Origin of the sequence: Stenotrophomonas sp. GD03654 (assembly GCF_029845105.1) — a bacterium.
Lineage (GTDB): Bacteria > Pseudomonadota > Gammaproteobacteria > Xanthomonadales > Xanthomonadaceae > Stenotrophomonas > Stenotrophomonas africana.
This window is the reverse complement of sequence record NZ_JAOCLC010000003.1, coordinates 118590-137169: the sequence shown is the minus strand read 5'-3', so window position 1 is coordinate 137169 and position 18580 is coordinate 118590. Positions and strand designations below refer to the sequence as shown.

The 18580-nt window shown below is 67.8% G+C and carries 17 protein-coding genes; 10 read left to right on the top strand and 7 right to left on the bottom strand.

Annotated elements, in window-relative coordinates; all coding sequences use genetic code 11:
• Nucleotides 1-34: 34 nt before the first annotated feature.
• Together N5J73_RS02470 and N5J73_RS02465 are read left to right on the top strand one after the other, a co-directional pair.
• Nucleotides 35-1378, top strand: coding sequence for a diguanylate cyclase (locus N5J73_RS02470; protein WP_049446434.1), 1344 nt, complete (start codon nucleotides 35-37; stop codon nucleotides 1376-1378).
• An 85-nt stretch (nucleotides 1379-1463) separates the two neighbouring features.
• Nucleotides 1464-1925: a bacteriohemerythrin gene (locus tag N5J73_RS02465; protein WP_004151683.1), complete on the top strand. Its 462-nt coding sequence runs from the start codon at nucleotides 1464-1466 to the stop codon at nucleotides 1923-1925.
• Here the strand turns inward: N5J73_RS02465 and N5J73_RS02460 are convergent.
• Nucleotides 1906-3207, bottom strand: coding sequence for an MFS transporter (locus tag N5J73_RS02460; RefSeq protein ID WP_010486179.1), 1302 nt, complete (start codon nucleotides 3205-3207; stop codon nucleotides 1906-1908). The genes N5J73_RS02465 and N5J73_RS02460 overlap by 20 nt on opposite strands.
• Nucleotides 3208-3354: 147 nt before the next feature.
• On the opposite strand from N5J73_RS02460, the gene N5J73_RS02455 reads away from it, so the two are divergent.
• Complete coding sequence (locus tag N5J73_RS02455; RefSeq protein WP_049446431.1) at nucleotides 3355-3996, top strand: hypothetical protein; 642 nt, start codon at nucleotides 3355-3357, stop codon at nucleotides 3994-3996.
• Between the two features lie 183 nt (nucleotides 3997-4179).
• On the opposite strand, the gene N5J73_RS02450 is transcribed toward N5J73_RS02455, so the two are convergent.
• On the bottom strand, nucleotides 4180-5676 hold the full coding sequence (locus N5J73_RS02450; RefSeq protein WP_049446429.1) for an aldehyde dehydrogenase: 1497 nt from the start codon (nucleotides 5674-5676) through the stop codon (nucleotides 4180-4182).
• A 104-nt stretch (nucleotides 5677-5780) separates the two neighbouring features.
• On the opposite strand from N5J73_RS02450, the gene N5J73_RS02445 reads away from it, so the two are divergent.
• The 6 genes from N5J73_RS02445 (at nucleotide 5781) to N5J73_RS02420 (ending at nucleotide 12003) form a co-directional block, all read left to right on the top strand.
• On the top strand, nucleotides 5781-7133 hold the full coding sequence (locus tag N5J73_RS02445; RefSeq protein WP_049446427.1) for an aspartate aminotransferase family protein: 1353 nt from the start codon (nucleotides 5781-5783) through the stop codon (nucleotides 7131-7133).
• 62 nt (nucleotides 7134-7195) lie between these two features.
• The gene (locus N5J73_RS02440; protein ID WP_049446425.1) at nucleotides 7196-8074 is read left to right on the top strand and encodes a hypothetical protein; all 879 of its coding nucleotides are present in this window, start codon (nucleotides 7196-7198) and stop codon (nucleotides 8072-8074) included.
• A 124-nt stretch (nucleotides 8075-8198) separates the two neighbouring features.
• Nucleotides 8199-9485, top strand: a complete 1287-nt coding sequence (locus N5J73_RS02435; protein WP_049446423.1) for a DUF445 family protein — start codon at nucleotides 8199-8201, stop codon at nucleotides 9483-9485.
• Nucleotides 9486-9728: 243 nt separating this feature from the next.
• The gene (locus N5J73_RS02430) at nucleotides 9729-10043 is read left to right on the top strand and encodes a DUF3649 domain-containing protein (protein WP_049423314.1); all 315 of its coding nucleotides are present in this window, start codon (nucleotides 9729-9731) and stop codon (nucleotides 10041-10043) included.
• The gene (locus tag N5J73_RS02425; protein ID WP_049446421.1) at nucleotides 10040-11677 is read left to right on the top strand and encodes a PepSY-associated TM helix domain-containing protein; all 1638 of its coding nucleotides are present in this window, start codon (nucleotides 10040-10042) and stop codon (nucleotides 11675-11677) included. Before N5J73_RS02430 ends, N5J73_RS02425 begins: the two co-directional genes overlap by 4 nt.
• Nucleotides 11674-12003: a DUF3325 domain-containing protein gene (locus N5J73_RS02420; protein ID WP_049446418.1), complete on the top strand. Its 330-nt coding sequence runs from the start codon at nucleotides 11674-11676 to the stop codon at nucleotides 12001-12003. The genes N5J73_RS02425 and N5J73_RS02420 overlap by 4 nt, the downstream gene beginning before the upstream one ends.
• A 61-nt stretch (nucleotides 12004-12064) precedes the next feature.
• Here N5J73_RS02420 and rlmKL read toward each other — a convergent pair whose 3' ends face one another.
• Both rlmKL and N5J73_RS02410 read right to left on the bottom strand, forming a co-directional pair.
• Nucleotides 12065-14203, bottom strand: coding sequence for a bifunctional 23S rRNA (guanine(2069)-N(7))-methyltransferase RlmK/23S rRNA (guanine(2445)-N(2))-methyltransferase RlmL (gene rlmKL, locus N5J73_RS02415; RefSeq protein ID WP_049446416.1), 2139 nt, complete (start codon nucleotides 14201-14203; stop codon nucleotides 12065-12067).
• Between the two features lie 145 nt (nucleotides 14204-14348).
• Entirely contained in the window at nucleotides 14349-14876 is a 528-nt protein-coding gene (locus N5J73_RS02410; protein ID WP_049446415.1) for an alpha/beta hydrolase, read from the bottom strand.
• Between the two features lie 72 nt (nucleotides 14877-14948).
• Between N5J73_RS02410 and N5J73_RS02405 the strand changes: the two genes are divergently transcribed.
• The gene (locus N5J73_RS02405) at nucleotides 14949-15515 is read left to right on the top strand and encodes an N-acetylmuramoyl-L-alanine amidase (RefSeq protein ID WP_049446413.1); all 567 of its coding nucleotides are present in this window, start codon (nucleotides 14949-14951) and stop codon (nucleotides 15513-15515) included.
• A gap of 293 nt (nucleotides 15516-15808) precedes the next feature.
• Here N5J73_RS02405 and N5J73_RS02400 read toward each other — a convergent pair whose 3' ends face one another.
• The 3 genes from N5J73_RS02400 to N5J73_RS02390 form a co-directional block, all read right to left on the bottom strand.
• The gene (locus N5J73_RS02400) at nucleotides 15809-16711 is read right to left on the bottom strand and encodes a sulfurtransferase (RefSeq protein WP_049446412.1); all 903 of its coding nucleotides are present in this window, start codon (nucleotides 16709-16711) and stop codon (nucleotides 15809-15811) included.
• Nucleotides 16708-17511 (bottom strand): CoA pyrophosphatase, encoded by an 804-nt coding sequence (locus N5J73_RS02395; protein ID WP_049446410.1) that lies wholly within the window; start codon nucleotides 17509-17511, stop codon nucleotides 16708-16710. The genes N5J73_RS02400 and N5J73_RS02395 overlap by 4 nt, the downstream gene beginning before the upstream one ends.
• A 217-nt stretch (nucleotides 17512-17728) precedes the next feature.
• Nucleotides 17729-18430, bottom strand: a complete 702-nt coding sequence (locus N5J73_RS02390) for an FKBP-type peptidyl-prolyl cis-trans isomerase N-terminal domain-containing protein (RefSeq protein WP_014646545.1) — start codon at nucleotides 18428-18430, stop codon at nucleotides 17729-17731.
• Nucleotides 18431-18580: the final 150 nt, after the last annotated feature.

Genomic DNA, 18580 nt, shown 5'->3' with positions numbered 1-18580 from the left:
CCGTGCCGAGCCCTCCTTCGTGAGCCACCGCATCATGCCCGTCCTGCCGCAGGCCGACGTTGATGGCGACCTGGCCGATCCGTTGCCACAGCGGATCCTGCTGGTCGAAAATTCCCGTGCGTTCACCGGCATGCTGCGCGAAGCCATCGAGCAGCGCCTGGAACTGCCGGTGGTGATCGCCTCCACCCTCGCCGAGGCCGACCGCCTGCTCAACGAAGGCGGCGGCTGGTTCCTGGTGCTGACCGGGTTGGTGCTGGCCGACGGCGACCGCGATGCGGTGGTTGAGTTCTTCCTCAAGCGCGACCTGCCAACGGTGGTGGTCAGCGGCGTGTACGACGAGGACCTGCGCAAGCGCGTGCTGCAGCAGCAGATCATCGACTACGTGCTGAAGAACACTCCCGGCAGCATCGACTACCTGGTGTGGCTGGTGCAGCGGCTGGAACGCAACCGCCGCATCGCCGCGCTGGTGGTGGACGATTCGCCGTCTGCGCGTGGCTACGCTGCGGCCCTGCTGCGCATGTACGGCCATGAGGTGCATGAAGCCGCCGACGGCAACGAGGGTCTGGCTGCCATCGAGGCGCATCCGGCAATCCGCCTGGCGGTGGTCGACCAAGAAATGCCCGGCATGCAGGGCGTGGAGTTCACCCGCCGCCTGCGTACCCTGCGCTCGCGCGACAAGGTGGCGGTGATCGGCATCTCCGGCAATACCGATGCCTCGCTGATCCCACGCTTCCTGAAGAACGGCGCCAACGACTTCCTGCGCAAGCCGTTCTCGCGCGAGGAATTCTTCTGCCGTGTCTCGCAGAACGTGGACCAGCTGGAACTGATTGGCACCCTGCAGGATCTGGCCACCCGCGACTTCCTGACCGGCCTGCCCAACCGCCGCTGCTTCCTGGAGCAGAGCCAGCGCCAGCTGCCGCAGCTGCAGCTGCATGGCCAGTGCGTGGCGGTGGCGATGATCGACATCGACCACTTCAAGCACATCAACGACACCCACGGCCACGAGGCCGGCGATGATGCGCTGCGCGCGGTGGCCGGCGCGGTGGCCGCACATGCACGCAGCCAGGACCTGATCGCACGCTTCGGTGGCGAGGAGTTCTGCCTGCTGGTGCCGGACATGGAACAGGACGAGGCGCTGCTGTACTTCGAGGAACTGCGCCAGCGCATCGCCGCGCTGGAAGTGGACATCGGCACCGCCACCCTGCGCATGACTGTGAGCATCGGCCTGTGCTGCCTGCGCCCGCAGCGTGATGCGCTGCACCGGCTGATTTCCGAGGCCGACCGCCAGCTGTACCTGGCCAAGGCCGGTGGCCGCAACCGGGTCAGCTGCACCACGGTGGCCAGCCCGCTGCGCCCGCGCGAGCCTGCCCTGCCCTGACCGGCCCGCTTTGATCCAGATCAACGCCGCACCCGCGCGGCGGCTCTACAGTCGGCCCCGACATACGCATGAAGGGGAGCCGGGGATGGCACTACTGGTCTGGCAGGACGATCTGAACATCGGCATCGATGTGATCGACCAACAACACCGCCGCATCATCGAGATGCTCAACCACCTGCACGTGGCCCAGGCCAGCATGCAGCGTGCGGCAGTGGGTGAAGTGATCGACGAGGTGGTGGACTACACCATGTCGCACTTCGCGTTCGAAGAGGAGCTGATGGAGGAAGCGGGCTACCCGTTCTGTGCCGCGCACAAGCGCGTGCATGAGGTCTTCATCAAGCGGGTATCGGAATACCGCATGCGCTTCCAGGCCGGCGAGGACATCAGCGACGAGCTGCGCACCATGCTCTCGCGCTGGCTGTTCAACCACATCCGCGGCGATGACCAGGCCTATGCCGAGCAGGTCAAGGCGCACCTGAACCAGTTCGCCCGCGAACACCAGGGCGGTGGTTGGCTGGGGCGCACGCTCAAGCGCTTCTTTGGTTGAGCCGCAGGGCGCGCCGGTGCAGTGCCACCAGTGCGCACAGGGTCGCCACCGCGGTCAGGCACAGGTAGTAGCCCACCGCGACCAGGCCGAAGCGTTCGGCCAGCCAGGTGGCCAGGTACGGCGCCGGTGCCGCACCGAGGATGCCGGCCAGGTTGAATGACAGCGAAGCACCGGTGTAGCGCACCTCCACCGGGTAGATCTCGGCCAGGAAGGTGCCGCAGGGACCGTAGGTCAGGCCCATCAGGAACAGGCCCAGGCACAGGAAGCCAGTGACCAGCCACGGGCTGTGCGGCTGGAACAGCGGTGCGAACAGCACGCCGAAGCCGACGATCAGTACGCTGGCGACAATCATCGTGCGCCGCGTGCCCCAACGGTCGCCATAGCGCGCCGACAGCGGAATACCCAGCGCGAAGAACAGCATGCCGGCCATCTGCATCAGCAGGAACTGCTCGCGGCTGTAGCCCAGCACCGCAGTTCCGTGGCCCAGGCTGAACACCGTCATCAGGTAGAACAGCACGAAGGTGGCGAAGGCACCGAGGGTGCCCAGCAGCATCGGCACCGGATGGTCACGCAGTACCGTCCACATCGGCAGCCGCACCGGCGCCTTGCGCTCCAGCGCCTTCTTGAAATCGGGCGTCTCGTGGATGTTCAGGCGCACCCACAGGCCAAGGCCGACCAGCAGCGCGCTGGCCACGAACGGAATGCGCCAGCCCCACTGCAGGAAGTCGTCCTGGCTCAGGCAGCGGCCGAGCACGAGGAAGATGCCGGCCGACAGCAGGAAGCCGAGCGGTGCGCCCAGCTGCGGGAACATGCCGTACCAGGCGCGCTTGCCCGGCGGCGCGTTCTCAGTGGCCAGCAGCACCGCCCCGCCCCACTCGCCGCCCAGCCCCAGGCCCTGGCCGAAGCGGCACAGCGCCAGCAACGCGGGGGCCCACAGCCCGATCTGGGCATGGGTGGGCAGCAGGCCGATCAGCACCGTGGACAGGCCCATGGTCAGCAGCGCGGCCACCAGCGTGGCCTTGCGGCCGATACGGTCACCGAAGTGGCCGAACACTGCCGAGCCCACCGGGCGCGCGATGAACGCGACCGCAAACGTTGCCAGTGACTGCAGCAGCGCCGCCTGTTCGCTGCTGTCCGGGAAGAACAGGTGCGGGAACACCAGCACCGCCGCCGTGGCGTAGATGTAGAAATCGAAGAATTCGATGGTGGTGCCGATCAGGCTGGCCAGCAGGACTCGACTGGGGGAATTCACGGGCGGCGCGGCAGCGGTGATCGTCGACATCGGCAACACGGGTAACGGCAGATCGCCCGATTCTGCCACGGGCCGACGGCCGCACGGGGCGATGGTTTCAGCCGACACCGATGCCAACGAAATTTTTCGGGCCGCCCGCTAGGCTGCGCCACCGGTCCCTGCATGGATGCTTTGCCGATGACTGCAGTCGCGCTGTCGTGGTCCGATTCGCCGAAGCTGCCGCGCATGGCGGCATGGCTGGTGGTGCTGCTGGTGCATGGGTTGATGGCAGTGTGGCTGCTGGGCAGTGGCAGGATGACGCTGCACAGCGACGAAGCTGCCAGGATTTCATTGCGCTGGTTACCGCCGGAGCAACCCGCGGCGGTACAACCACACCCGGCGCTGCCCTCCGCATCGGCGGCGCGACCAGCCGCATCGACAGCGCCACGTCCGGCCCCGACCGCACCCACGGATGCCAACACGCCCGCGTCCGAGGAACCGCCTGCACCGGCGCCACTGATGCTGGACCTGCCTGCGGGCAGCATCGATGGCGGTGACGGTATCAGCGCGGCGGGCGTGGCGCCACGCCTGATCGGTCGGCGCGAGGTCCATCCCGCGTTCGGGCCGCGCCGCAATTACTTCCGGATCCGTCGGCAGATGACCCCCGAGCAGATCGTGCATGGCGTGGCGCAGCTGCTGGGCTTGTGGCCACCCGGGTACACCGTCGACCCGTGCGAGCTGGGCAAGCAGGACATGGACTATTTCCAGAACGCGGTCGAAGAAGCCGATCGCGACGTGCTGCGTGCGGCAGTGCTGCAGGTGAGTGCCCGCTGCCGGTAGCGGGCACGCCTTTGTAGAGTCGAGCCATGCTCGACTGCGCTTCGCGAGATGCAGCCGAGCACGGCTCGGCTCTACAGAAGAGCGAACAGCAGCCGAGCATGGCTCGGCTCTACAGAAGAACGAACGGCAGTCGAGCAAGGCTCGACTCTACAAAGGGCGAACAGCGGTCAAGCAGCCACGTGGTTACAACTGGATCCAGATAGCCTTGATCTCGCTGTACTTGTCGAACGCATGCAGTGACTTGTCCCGCCCATTGCCGGACTGCTTGTAACCGCCAAACGGCGCGGTCATGTCACCGCCATCCCAGCCATTCACCCATACACTACCCGCGCGCAACTGCCGCGCGACCCGATGGGCGCGGCTGAGATCACGCGTCCACAGGCCCGCGGCCAGGCCGTAGCGACTGTCATTGGCCAGGCGCACCGCTTCGGCCTCGTCGTCGAAGCCGAGTACGGCCAGCACCGGCCCGAATACTTCCTCACGCGCCAAGGCCTGCTCCGGGCGCACCTGGTCGAACACTGTCGGCTGCACATAGCTGCCGCCGGCCTCGACCTCGGCCCGTCGCCCACCCAGCAGCAGCCGCGCGCCCTCGCCTTCTGCGCGTGCGATATCGTCCATCACCTTGTGCAGATGCGCGGCATCCACCAGCGCGCCCATCGGTGCATCGGCCTCCAGCGGATGCTGCGGCTGCATGTGCTGGCCATGGGCGATCACCTGATGCACGAAATCCTCGCGGATCGAGCGCTGGACCAGCAGCCGGGAGCCGGCAGTACAGACTTCGCCCTGGTTGAAGAAGATGCCCTGTGCCACCGCCTTGGCGGCGACGTCCAGATCGGGGGCGTCGGCGAACACCACATGCGGGCTCTTGCCACCGCATTCCAGCCAGACCCGCTTGAGGTTGGATCGCCCGGAATGCTCCAGCAGCTTCGCGCCGGTGGCAGTGGAACCGGTGAAGGCCAGCACGTCCACATCCATGTGCAGCGCCAGCGGTTCGCCGACGCGCGCGCCATGGCCCGGCAGCACGTTCAGCACGCCCTCCGGCAGGCCCGCCTCGGCGGCCAGCGCCGCCAACCGCAGCGCACTCAGCGGTGACCGCTCAGAAGGCTTGAGCACCACCGAGTTGCCCATGGCCAATGCAGGCGCGATCTTCCAGCACGCCATCAACAGCGGGAAATTCCACGGCACGATGGCCGCCACTACCCCAGCGGCCTCGCGCGTGACCAGCCCCAGCTCATGCGGGCCGGTGGGTGCGACCTCACCGTACAGCTTGTCCACCGCTTCGGCGGTCCAGCTCAGGCAGCGCACCACGCCGGGCAGGTCGATACGGCGCGCGTCACGCACCGGCTTGCCCATGTCCAGGGTTTCCAGCAGGGCCAGCTCATCGGCGTGCGCTTCCACCAATGCCGCCAGCGCCAGCAACACGCGCTTGCGATGGGCCGGGCTTGCCTGCGACCAGTGGCCCGCCTCGAAGCTGCGCCGCGCTGCCAGTACCGCGCGCTCGACATCCTGCGCGTCGCAGTCGGCAACCGCTCCCAGCACGCGACCGTCGATCGGGCTGATGCAGTCGAAGCGGGCGCCGCTGGCGGCATCGACATAGCGGCCGTCGATGAAGGCCTGGCCCGGCATCGACAGCTGGAGGGCCAGCGCCTGCCAGTGGCTGCGGTCGGGGAAATCGGCCATGGGAAGCTCCAACATTCAACGAGCCCTGGTTATACCGGGGCCGCCGCGACTCCGCCGTGACGCAGCTGCGCTACATTCATCGCATCGGACCCGATGGAGCTGGCATGAAGCGTCCCGAAAGCGACCTGCACGACCTGGCCACCCAGCGCCCCGAGTCACTGGACGCGTACTGGATGCCGTTCACCGCCAACCGCCAGTTCAAGGCTGCGCCGCGTGTGCTGGTGCGTGCCGAGGGCATGCACTACGAGGATGTCGACGGTCGCCAGATCCTCGACGGCACCGCCGGCCTGTGGTGCTGCAACGCCGGCCACGCGCGCCCACGTATCGTCGAGGCCATCGTCGAGCAGGCACGCACGCTCGACTACTCGCCGGCCTTCCAGATGGGCTCGCCGCCGGCCTTCGCGCTGGCGCAGCGACTGGCCGCACTGGCTCCGGGCCCGCTCAACCATGTGTTCTTCACCAGCTCCGGCTCCGAGGCGGTGGATACCGCGATGAAGATCGTGCTGGCCTACCATCGCCAGCGTGGCGAGGGCCAGCGCACGCGCTTCATCAGCCGCGAGAAGGCTTACCACGGGGTCGGCTTCGGCGGCATGGCGCTGGGTGGGCTGCCCAACAACCGCAAGTCGTTCGGCCTGCAGCTGGGCGGCGTGGACTACCTTCGGCACACCCTGGACCTGCCACGCAATGCATTCAGCAAGGGTCTGCCGCGCCAGGGTGCGGAACTGGCCGACGACCTTGAGCGGCTGATTGCGCTGCACGACGCTTCGACAATCGCCGCCGTATTCGTCGAACCCATTGCCGGCTCCGCCGGGGTGATCCTGCCCGCACCGGGTTACCTGCAGCGACTGCGCGAGCTGTGCGACCAGCACGGCATCCTGCTGGTGTTCGACGAGGTCATAACCGGTTTCGGCCGCGTCGGCATGCCGTTCGCCGCGCAGCGCTTCGGGGTCACCCCGGATCTGCTGACCTTCGCCAAGGCGGTCAGCAACGGCGCGGTACCGCTGGGTGGGGTACTGGCCAGCGACGCCGTGCATGCAACGCTGATGCAGGCGCCGCCACAGGCCATCGAGCTGTTCCATGGCTATACCTATTCGGGGCACCCGCTGGCCTGTGCAGCGGCGCTGGCCACGCTGGAGGTCTACGCCGAGGAGCGCCTTTTCGAGCGCGCCATCGAGCTGGGCGAGTACTGGCAGGAACGGCTGCATGCGCTGCAGGGCCTGCCCAACGTGATCGACATCCGCAACTTCGGCCTGGTCGGCGCGGTCGAACTGGCGCCTCGCCGCGATGCGCCGGGCAGCCGGGGCTACGAGGTCTACCGGCGCTGCTTCCACGACGGCCGGCTGCTGGTGCGCTGTACCGGCGACATCATCGCGCTGTCGCCCCCGCTGATCGTGGACAAGGCACAGATCGACCAGATCACCGGCACGCTGGGCGAGATGATCCGGGCCACCGCCTAGCCCGGACCGACGGTGGCGAGCGGTTACAATGGGCGGTTCCGCTCCTGCTCGTTGCCGTGCCCATGGATATCGTCGTCAAAGAAGAACTCAAGGCCTACATCGACCCGCTCACCGCGGACGAACATGACGCGCTGGAGCGCAGCATCCTGGCCGAAGGCTGTCGTGACGCGCTGGTCCTGTGGGGCAACGTACTGGTCGACGGCCACAACCGTTTCGGCATCTGCCAGAAGCATGGCCTGCCCTTCAACACCGTGCAGAACACCCGCTTCCAGAGCATGGAAGACGTGCACCTGTGGATGATCGAGCAGCACCTGGGCCGCCGCAGCGTGTCCGATTTCCAGCGCGGCGTGCTGGCGCTGCGCAAGCGGGACATCCTGGCCGCCCGCAAGCAGATCGAACAGGCCCAGCTGCAGCGCGAGAGCGATGGCACCGCCGAGGTGGTCGAAGACGCGGGTGAGGACAGCCCGCCGTGGGAGCCGGCACCGAAGATCAGCCGCGCCGAGCTGGCCCGCGAGGCCAAACTGAGCACCAGCCAGGTCGGCATGATCGAACGCATTCACGCCCAGGCTGCGGCCGAAGTGGTGGAAGCAGTGAAGGCCGGCGTGATCTCGATCAGCGCCGCCGCGGCCGTGGCCGACCTGCCCGAAGAAGAACAGCGCGCCGCCGCCGCCGGTGGCAAGGACGAGCTGAAGCAGGCCGCCAGACGCGTGCGCGAGTCCAAGCGCAAGCCGCGTGCACCGAAGCCGGAAGCGGCCGAGATGGACTTCGAGGAAGCGGACGAGGAGCAGATCGCCAGCCGCGACGCCGAGGTGCTGTCGGCGCTGGAGCAGCTGGGCGAGGATGCCCCGGCGCTGCGCCGCCGCGTGGTCGCGCTGACCCGCGAGAACGACACCCTGCGCGCGCAGCTGGCCGCGCTGCGCAAGCAGCTGGAAGCGCTCTAAGCGCTCTCGACGCGCTTCTGTAGAGCCGAGCCCATGCTCGGCTGCTCTTTTCCACGCGCAAGGCAGCCGAGCATGGGCTCGGCTCTACAGACAGGCGTCACCAAGCTGCGGTTAGACTTTCCGCATGACGCCTGCCCACGATCCGCGCCGCGCTCAGCTGCGGCGCCTGAAAGCCCTCGCGTTGGGCCTGTTGCTGTTGATGCTGGCCGGTTTCGCGGTCAGCCACTGGCAGGGCGAACGCGGCATCTGGGCCTGGGTCTCGGCCTTCTGCGAAGCAGCGGCCGTGGGCGCACTGGCCGACTGGTTCGCAGTCGTCGCGCTGTTCCGGCGGCCGATGGGGCTGCCGATCCCGCATACGGCAATCATCCCGCGCAGCAAGGAACGCATCGGAGACAGCCTCGCCCTGTTCGTGCGCGACCAGTTCCTGGAACCACAGGTGCTGCTGGCAAAGCTGCAGGTGTTCGATCCGGCCAGCCGCCTCGGCAGCTGGTTGGCCGACCCCGCGCGCTCACGGATGCTGGCCGACATGGCCCGCGGCTGGGCGCTGCAGGCGCTGGATTTCTTCGACGAAACCGCCGTACGCCGGCAGCTGCACGCCTTCGTGGTGCAGCAGCTGCGGCAGTGGAATGCCGCCGCCACCGTCGGTGAACTACTGGCCCTGCTGACCGCCGATGGGCGCCACCAGCGCGTGCTGGACGAAGGCCTGCAGCGGCTGGGGCGCTGGCTGGAGCAGCCGGAAGTGAAGGAGCGCGCCTCGCAGTTGATCGTGCGTTACATCCAGCGCGAGTGGCCGACGCTGTCAAGCACGGTGAACTGGGTCAAGCCGATCGACGAGATCGGTGACAGCCTGGCCGAGCGCCTGGCGCGGGCGGTGCTGGAAGAACTGCAGCAGGTGCTGGCCGAGCCGCAGCATCCGCTGCGCCAGGATTACGAGAGCTGGCTGCAGAACTACGTGCAGCGCCTGCGCGAGGACCCGGCCCTGGCCGAACGCATCGAACAGCTCAAGCAGGAAATGATCGACCACCCGGCCCTGCAGGACTACGTGCAGGGGCTGTGGGCGCGCATCCATGCCAGCCTGCGCGCCGATCTGCAGCGTGAGGATTCGGCGCTGGTCGGCCACCTGCAGCGCAGCCTCGCATCACTGGGCAGCAGCCTGCAGGCCGACCCCGCCCTGCGCGACGCGCTGAACCAGCATCTGCTGGAGGGCGCCCAGCGCCTGACCGGCCGCCTGCGCGAAGGCGTGACCACGCATATCGCGCAGACCGTGAAGAGCTGGGACGAACGTCACCTGGTCGAGCAGCTGGAACTGAGCGTGGGTCGCGACCTGCAGTTCATCCGCTTCAACGGCACCCTGGTGGGTGGCCTGATCGGCCTGCTGCTGCATGCGGCGACGGTGGTGTTCAGGTTCTAGGCCCAGCTGCGCCATCAGGATCGTCACGCTTGATTCATAAAATGCGAATGCCTATCATTTACTGATCGGTTGTGCGCTTAGCCAAAGGGTACGGAGACGTGCCCATCGCCCGTGTACATCCCCGACCTCTGGGCCGCCCGTCCGCGCGGGCCGTGCCTCGTCGATGGGACACGCTGGGCAACATGCGCAGGGCGCAAGGGGCCGCGGACGCGTTCCATCCCTTCTCCAACCTGCAGGACCTCCGTGGACCGCTCGCCCGCAACCGCCAGCCCCCGCACCTTCTTTTCCAACCCGCGCTGGGGCGTGCTGTCACGCTCGTTGGCTGCAATCTTCGGCGGCTACGCGCTGGCCTCGGTGACCAGCGTGTTCTGCGCGGTGGCCCTGCCCGGTGCGCGCGGCCAGACCGTGCTGACCGGCATGCTGCTGGCGATTCTGGTGGCCGCCTGCGCAGCGCTGTGGGCCTTCGCCACCCGCAGCGCGCTGCGTGCGTGGGTCGGCATTCTCGCTCCCACCCTGCTGATGGCGGCCATCGCGCGCATGCTGGGGGCCTGGGCATGAAGAACGGGTTCCGCCAGTCAATGGCTTGGCTGCACACCTGGACCGGGCTGCTGGTCGGCTGGTTGCTGCTGCTGATTTTCATGGCCGGCACGGCCAGCTACTACCGCGAGGAAATCAGCCGCTGGATGCGCCCGGAACTGCCGTCCAGCAACGTCAGCATCGACGTCGCCGCGCAACGCGCGGTGGACTACCTGCAGGCCAACGCCGCGCAGGCCGAGAACTGGTTCGTCACCTTGCCGCAGCCGCGCAACCCGGCCATGCAGATGTTCTGGCGGTTGCCGCCGGAACTGGCCGACCCCAGCCGTGGCCGCCGCGGTGGCTTCGGCGATGCCACGCTTGATCCCAACACCGGACAGGCATTGAAGGCGCGCGAGACCCGCGGCGGCGACTTCTTCTACCGCCTGCACTTCGACCTGCACTACATCCCGGTGCTGTGGGCGCGCTACCTGGTTGGCTTCTGCGCGATGTTCATGCTGGTGGCGATCATCACCGGCGTCATCACCCACAAGAAAATCTTCAAGGACTTCTTCACCTTCCGCAAGGACAAGGGCCTGCGCTCCTGGCTCGATTTCCACAACGTCAGCGCAGTGATGGCCCTGCCCTACCACGCGATGATCACCTACACCGGCATCGTCACCCTGATGGTCATGTACCTGCCCTGGGGCGTGAAAGTCGCCTACCCACAGGACGAGGACCAGTTCTTCTTCGAGGCCTTCGGTGGCATGCCGGAGGTGACCGCACCGGCCGAAGGCCGCGCCGCGCCGCTGCCGATCGCACAGCTGCTGGACAGCGCACGCGCGCATTGGCACGGCGTGGAAGTGGCCGGCTTCACCGTGTCCAACCCGGGTGCGGCCAATGCGGTGATCGACATCCGCCAGCGCGACGGCAAGCGCCTGTCCACCGACACCCCGGCCGTGCGCTACGACATGGTGAGCGGTGCGCTGCTGGAAGAGACGCCACCGTCGGGCGGAGCTACCGCGACCCGTGGCGTGCTGTATGGCCTGCACCTGGCCCGCTTCGCCGACTGGGGCCTGCGTGCACTGTTCTTCCTGTCCGGCCTGGTCGGCTGCCTGATGGTCGCCAGCGGTGTGGTGCTGTGGGCGGTGAAGGAACGCCCGAAGCATGCCAAGAGCGGCCGCACCGGCTTCGGCCTGCGCCTGGTCGATGCGCTGAACATCGGCACCGTGGCCGGCCTGCCGATCGCCTTTGCCGCCTACTTCTGGGGCAACCGCCTGCTGCCACTGGACATCGCCGAGCGCGCGAGTGCGGAAGCCAACGTGTTCTTCTATGCCTGGGGCGCGGCCCTGCTGGCCGCCTTCATCTGGCCCAAGCGGATGATGTGGGCGTGGCAGCTGTACCTGGGCGCAGCCGCGTTCGCACTGGTGCCGGTGGTCAATGCCCAGACCACGCACGCGCATCTGGGCATCACCCTGCGCAATGGTGACTGGGTGTTGGCTGGCTTCGATCTGTCGATGATCGCCTTCGGTGCGATGCTGGCGTTGTGCGGCTGGCGCATGCAGCACTGGACGCCACCGCTGAGCGCGGCCGAGAAGAAGAAGCGCGCGGCGGCTGCGGCGGCGCCCAAGGCACCGGTCGAAGCGGCGGACGCTGCCGAAGCGGAGGCCAGCGCATGATGCTGCTGGCGTTGACCCTGTCGTTCTCCGCGTTCACCGCGCTGTCGCTGGCGATGGAAAAGCACCAGCACGACCTGCATGGCAAGGCGGCAGCCCCCGCGGCACGGCGCACGCAGTGGCGGGCGCTGGGCTGGGCCCTGCTGACGGTGGCGTTCGCGCTGTGCGTGGCCGACCACGGCTGGGCGATGGGCCCGGTGCTGTGGCTGGGCGCGATGACCGTGGGCGGCGTGGTGCTGTCGTTCGGGCTGTACCCGTTCCGACCGAAATGGATCGTGCCACTGGCGATCGCGCTGCCGGTGGCCGGGCTGCTGGTGGCGTTGGTGTAGCAGAGCCATCGGGGTCGGATCCCCTGCGCTTCGCGCAGGAGATCCGACGCCGGACGTCGACTTACCCCAACCGCTTCAATTCCCACGCGCGGTGGATGCGCGCGTTGCGCTCGAAGTCCGGGCCGATGGTGCGCGCGGTGATCTCGCGGCACTGGGCGAATTCGGCGATGGCGTTTTCTTCCAGCTTGAAGCGGCGGAAGTTGTTGGAGAAGTACAGCACGCCGCCGGGCGCCAGCCGCGCCACGGCTGCACGCAGCAGCTTGATCTGCTCGCGCTGCACGTCGAAGTCATCGGCGCGCGCCGAGTTGGAGAACGTCGGCGGATCGCAGAAGATCACGTCGTACTGGCCACGGTCACCCTCCAGCCAGGCCATCGCATCGGCCTGCACCAGAAGGTGCTGGTTACCGCCCTGCCCGTTCAACGCCAGGTTGTCGTAGCACCACTGCAGATAGGTGGCCGACAGGTCGACGCTGGTGGTGCTGGCGGCACCAGCCACGGCCGCCTGCACGCTGGCCACACCGGTGTAGCAGAACAGGTTGAGGAAACGCTTGCCACGCACCTGCTCGGCCATCATCCGGCGCAGCGGGCGGTGGTCGAGGAACAGGCCGGTGTCCAGGTAGTCGAACAGATTCACCTGCAGCAGCGCGTTGTTCTCGCGCACCACGATGAACTCATCGCGCTGCTCGAAGCGTCCGTACTTGCTGCCGCCCTTGCCGCGCTCGCGCGACTTCATCGAGACCTGCTCCGGCGGCACGCCGAACACTTCACGCGCGGCCGCCAGCAGTTCGTTGCGGCGACGGCGCACGTCGTTCTCGGGAATTGCAGCCGGTGCAGCGTATTCCTGCACGTGCAGGAAGGTACGGCGCTTGCCACCGTCTTCCTCGTAGACGTCGATGGCGGCCGCGTACTCCGGCAGATCGGCGTCATAGGCGCGGAAGCAGGTGATGTCCTCGCGGGCACGCCAGCTCTTGAACTTCTTCAGGTTCTTGCGCAGGCGGTTGGCCACCATCTGCGCACCTTCGCTCAACTCGCGCGGCTGCGCCGGGTCACGGCCCGGCACGGCGATCGGGTCGCAGACGATCAGCGCACATTCCAAGGCACCGTTGAACATCTGGTACTTCTTGCCGGCACGCAGGCCGGTGGCGAAGGCCAGTTCGTCGTTGCCGCACAGCAGGCTGGCGCGCCACTGCGGCACCGCCTTCTGCAGGGCATTGCCCAGTGCACGGTACAGCGCCGGATCGGCGGCCAGGCGTTCGTCGTACGGCGGGTTGCAGACCACCGCACCGATCTCCTGTTCCGGCGCGGCCAGGTCGGCCACATCGGCGCGGGTGAAGCGGATCGCGTGGGCGACGCCCGCGACCTCGGCATTCTCGCGTGCCGCCTGGATCGCGGTCGGGTCGATGTCGCTGCCGTGGATGACCGGCTTCAGCGCGGCCAGGCCTGCGGCCTCACGATCACGCGCTTCGCTCTGGATGGTCTTCCAGACGGCCTTGTCGAAGCCCAGCCAGCGGCTCGGCGGCAGGCTGCCATGGCGCATCAGGCCAGGGGCAACGTCGGCAGCCATCAGCGCGCCTTCGATCAGCAGGGTGCCGCTGCCGCACATCGGGTCCAGCAGGCCACCACCGGCAGCGTGCAGGCGCGGCCACTGCGCGCGCAGCAGCAGCGCGGCGGCCAGGTTTTCCTTCAGCGGTGCCTCGTGGGCGGCACCACGCCAGCCACGGCGATGCAGCGGGCCGCCGCCGAGATCGATCGACAACGAGGCACGGCCCTTGCGCAGCGACAGGTTGACGCGCACATCGGGCAGATCGGTGTTGACCGAGGGGCGTTCCAGTCCCTCATCGCGCATGCGGTCGACGATGGCGTCCTTGATCCGCTGGGCGGCAAAGCGGGCGTGGGTGATCTTGTCGCCGGACACATGTGCGTCCACCGCCAGGGTCATCTCCGGCTTGATGTGCTCATGCCACGGCAGCGCACGCACGCCGTCGTACAGGGCCTGCTCGTCCGGGCACTCGAACTCGTCGATGGGCCACAGCACACGGCTGGCCAGGCGCGACCACATCACGATCCGCAGCGCCTGCTCCAGTTCGCCCTCGGCGTTGACGCCGGCAATGGTGGCAGTGGCCTTGCCAAGGCCCAGGGCCGACAGTTCATCGGCAAGCAGGTATTCCAGGCCCTTGGCGCAGGAGACGAAGAATTTCACGGGATCGGTTCGCAGGTGGTCGGGCGCGGCACTGGGGCCGGGCCGGTCGGAAAGGAGGGCCGCAAGCACGGCCGGCAGGCCCGCGCCGGGGGCGGCGGGGCTGCCATTGTAGTCAATGCGGGCGGGCGCGCCGTGCGCCCGGGCTTCACAGTTGCCGCAGCAGGCGCTCGAAGGCCTGCGCGGAGGCCTCCACGTGGCGTTCCAGGCGGTGGCCGTCGTCGACCAGCAGCAGCTGCGCCGAACGCGCCTGCGCCCAGGCAATCACCCCGGCGGCCGGGACCACGTCGTCATGCCAGGCCTGCACCACGGTGGTCGGCACGGCAGCGGCATCCAGCGCCGGCATCGGGCCCATGGTGGTCGGCGGCACCATCAGGAACAGGCCGGCCACCGGCACCTGCAGCGAGGCGATGGCGGAGATGTAGGCGCCCAGGCTGGAGCCGGCCAGCACCACCGGGCCCTGTTGGGCGGCGATGGCAGTGCGTTCCACCAGGCGCTGCAGCCGGGTGCGCACGTCGCCTACCCGGCTGACCTCGCTCATCGCGTCCAGGTCGGTGTAATCCGGGCGCTCATGGGTCCAGCCCAGGCGCTGCGCCACGTCGGCCAGCGCGGTGACCTTGGTCGCCTCCGGGCCGCTCTCGAAACCGTGGGACAGGATGCAGTGGCCGCGGCTCATGCGCGCGCTCCGTGGGAGCGGGTCGGCGAGGAAAGGGAAGGCAGGTTCATGCCGCAATGCTAGCATCGCCGGATGTCCAACCCGCTCCTGCCCGGCCTGCAGCTGCAGCCCCTGCCCTACGAAGACCGCCTGCCGCTGCGCGACCCGGCCACGCTGGAGATGGTGGTGATCCACTGCACCGAGCTGCCGGATCTGGCGATGGCCCGCGAGTACGGCGAGCGTGTGCTGTACGACAGTGGTGCCGGCAACAGCGGGCATTTCTACATCGACCGCGATGGCAGCGTGGTGCAGTACGTGGCGCCGGAACGGGTGGCCCACCACGTGCGCGGCATGAACGCACATACGCTGGGCATCGAACTGGTCAATACCGGGCGCTACCCGGACTGGTTGGACAGCCGCCACCAGGCGATGGACGAGCCGTACACCGAAGCACAGTTGCAGGCGCTGGAGCAGCTGCTGCAGGCGCTGGTGGTGCGCTATCCCTCGCTGCAGCGGATGGCCGGGCATGACCAGCTGGATCTGGAGCAGGTGCCGGCCAGCGATGATCCGACGCTGATGGTGGCGCGCAAGCGTGATCCGGGGCCGTTGTTCCCGTGGGCGCGGGTGCTGGCGAAGGTGCCACTGCAGCCGGTTGGGTGAGGGCTTGCAGGGCTGCGCCCTGCACCTGCAGAAGCCGAAGCCAGAGCAACAGCAGAAGCTGACTTCCTGAGGGGAGACGGGGTGGGTCCGGTTACGGGGGACGCTGCAAGTACGTCCCTGTAAGCTTGGCCGCGGCATCCATGCCGCGGACACCCCCGCAACCGGACCCACCCGCCTTCGACAGTTTCCCGCTGCTGTTGGTGGGTGTCGACCTTGGTCGACACGGGGTCGAATCGATCGAAGGGTGCCTTTGTAGAGTCGAACCGCGCTCGACTGCTTTTTGCTCGGATCGCTCAGGCGCCGGTTGCCACCGGGCGGCTGCTGTCGCTGACCCATCCGCTCCAGGAATCGGCATAGATGCGGGCGCCGGACAGGCCGGCCGCTTCCATCGCCAGCAGCAGGTGGCAGGCGGTCACGCCGGAGCCGCACATCAGCACCACCTGCTGCGGATCACGGTTGCCGATCACGCCCTGCAGTTCGGCGCGCAGCTCCTGTGCATCACGCAGGCGGCCGTCGGCGACGTTCAACGCAAACGGGCGGTTGACCGCGCCGGGTACGTGGCCGGCGACCGGGTCCAGCGGCTCGACTTCGCCGCGGAAGCGCTCGCCCGCGCGTGCGTCGACCAGCCAACCCGGCGCGTGCTTCAGGCGTGCGCTGATTTCATCGGCATTGGCAATCTGGGTGGTGTCGAAACGGCCCGGGTAAGCCGGCAGCGCGGTCACCTCACCCTGCCCCGTCGCCAAAGGATGTCCTGCGGCCTGCCACGCGGCGATGCCACCATCAAGCACGGCCACCTTGCGGTGCCCGATCAGGCGCAGCAGCCACCACAGGCGCGAGGCGGCCATGCTGCCGTCGCTGCCGTCGTAGACCACCACCTGGGTATCGGGGCCGATGCCCCACTGCCCCAGCCTTGCGGCAAAGGCATCGCTGTCCGGCAGCGGATGACGGCCGTGGCCGCTGCGGGTCAGATCCGACAGGTCCCGATTGAGATCGGCATACACCGCGCCCGGAACATGCCCCGCCAGATACTGGCCGCTTCCCGCCTGCGGATCAGCCAGCGAGGACCGCGCATCGACCACGCGCACCGCGGTGCTGGCGGTGGCGCGCGCGTCGACCACGCGGACGCCCTCGCCCAACGCGGCAGCCAGGGTGGCGACATCGACCAGGGTGGTCCACGGCGGATCGATCGGCTTCATTGCACTTGCTCCAGGCGGCGACGCAGGTTGTAGAGAATGGCGGCGGTCGCGCCCCAGATGCGCTGGCCAGGCCAGCCATATTCGAGAACGTGGCGGATGCGGCCGCGGTGATTGATTTCGACCTGGCGCAGGTTGTCTGCGGCCATCAGGTAATCCAGCGGCACCTCGAACACCTCGGCCACTTCGCTGGGCTGCGGCACCGGTACGAAGTCCGGATCGACGACGGCCACCACCGGCGTGACCCGGTAGCCAGTGATCGTCACAAAGGGATCGAGATAGCCCAGCGCCTGCACCTGGCCGGGCGCCAGTGCGATTTCTTCCTGGCTCTCGCGCAGCGCGGCCGCCAGTGCGTCGCGGTCATCGGGTTCGGTGCGCCCGCCGGGGAAACCAACCTGGCCACCATGCTGGCGCAGGGTTTCGGTGCGACGGGTAAGGATGACCTGTGCGCCGTTGGCGCGCGGCACGATGCCGGCCAGTACGGCGGCTTCCACAGGTGGCCCCGGCGGCAGCAGGTCACTCAGTTCGCTGCGGTTCCAGCCGTCGCCGGCCGGCGGATCGGCCAACGGATGCAGCGCGCGCATCAAGCGTTCGTGATCGGCCAGCGAGCCGCGCAGTGATTGCTGCAGCTGTTCACGCAGGGGTTGCACGCGATGCAGGACGCGGCTGCGTTCCTCGTTGCTCATCGACGACCACCGTGCGATTTCATCGATGTGCCGCCCGCAGCCGGCGCATTGCCGGTCCGGATCCAGCGTGCACACTCCGATGCAGGGACTTGCGACAACACGCGCCGTTTCTTCCATTGTTTGCACCCGGCAACAGTAGCGCGATCGGGCGGAATTTGCGCGGGGTGCCCGGACGGACGGCAGCGTCGACTGTCAGTCGACTCGCGCGCGGAGCGCGGGCGTTTCCCCGATGTGACCCAAGAGCAGTCGACTGACAGTCGACTCTACCGTCAGGAACTGCACAAACAAAAACGCGCCGGTGGAATCACCGGCGCGTTTCGTTTACGGCTTCGATTTACTTGACGCTGACCAGCTTGATCTCGAACTGCACAGCCACGTTCGGCGGGAACGGGGTGCGCGGGTCGGCACCGTAGGCCTGGTCCGGCGGCAGGGTGACTTCCCACTTCGAGCCTGCCGGCATCTGCAGCAGGGTCTCGCGCATGGCCTTCATTTCGACTTCGCTGACCTTGATCGACGGAATCTGCTGGGCCGGGCGGGCTTCGGTCGGGCGCTGGCCGTACGGGAACGGACCGGCCACTTCCAGCTGCACGGTGCTGGCCTGGGTCGGCTTGGCACCCTTGCCGGCTTCGATCACGCGGTACTGGACGCCGCTCGGCAGCGACTGCACGCCGGCCTTGGCCTTGTTCGCCGCGATGAACTGATCGCTCTTGGTCTTGTTTTCGGCAGCAGCCTTTTCGTACTCGGCCTTGGCAGCCTGGGCACGGCCCTGCTCGCGCTTCTGGAACGCTTCAACGGCCGGCTTCAGCTGCTCGGCGGTGATCGCCGGCTGCTTCTTGGCGTAGGCATCCTGCAGGCCCTTCACCACCGAGTTGATGTCCAGCTGCTCACCACGACCGGTCAGCTCCGCCAGGTTGTTGCCGTAGTCGTAACCGAAGTAGTAGCTCAGCTTGCCCTTTTCGGACGCGATGTCCTGGGCGAAGGCATTGCCCGTCAGGGCCAGGGCCGCGACGGCGACCGCGATAGAACGCAACTTCATCAAACAGTTCTCCAGGGGTGGTAACTCAGGGACGTTCTGCGCCGCCCTGAGGCGACGGGTTAGGATAACGGGCGCAACGTGTAACCGCTACTCACGATGCAGGCTATGACCCGTCTGCGTTCGCGGAGTTCAATATCACTTTTTTTTAAC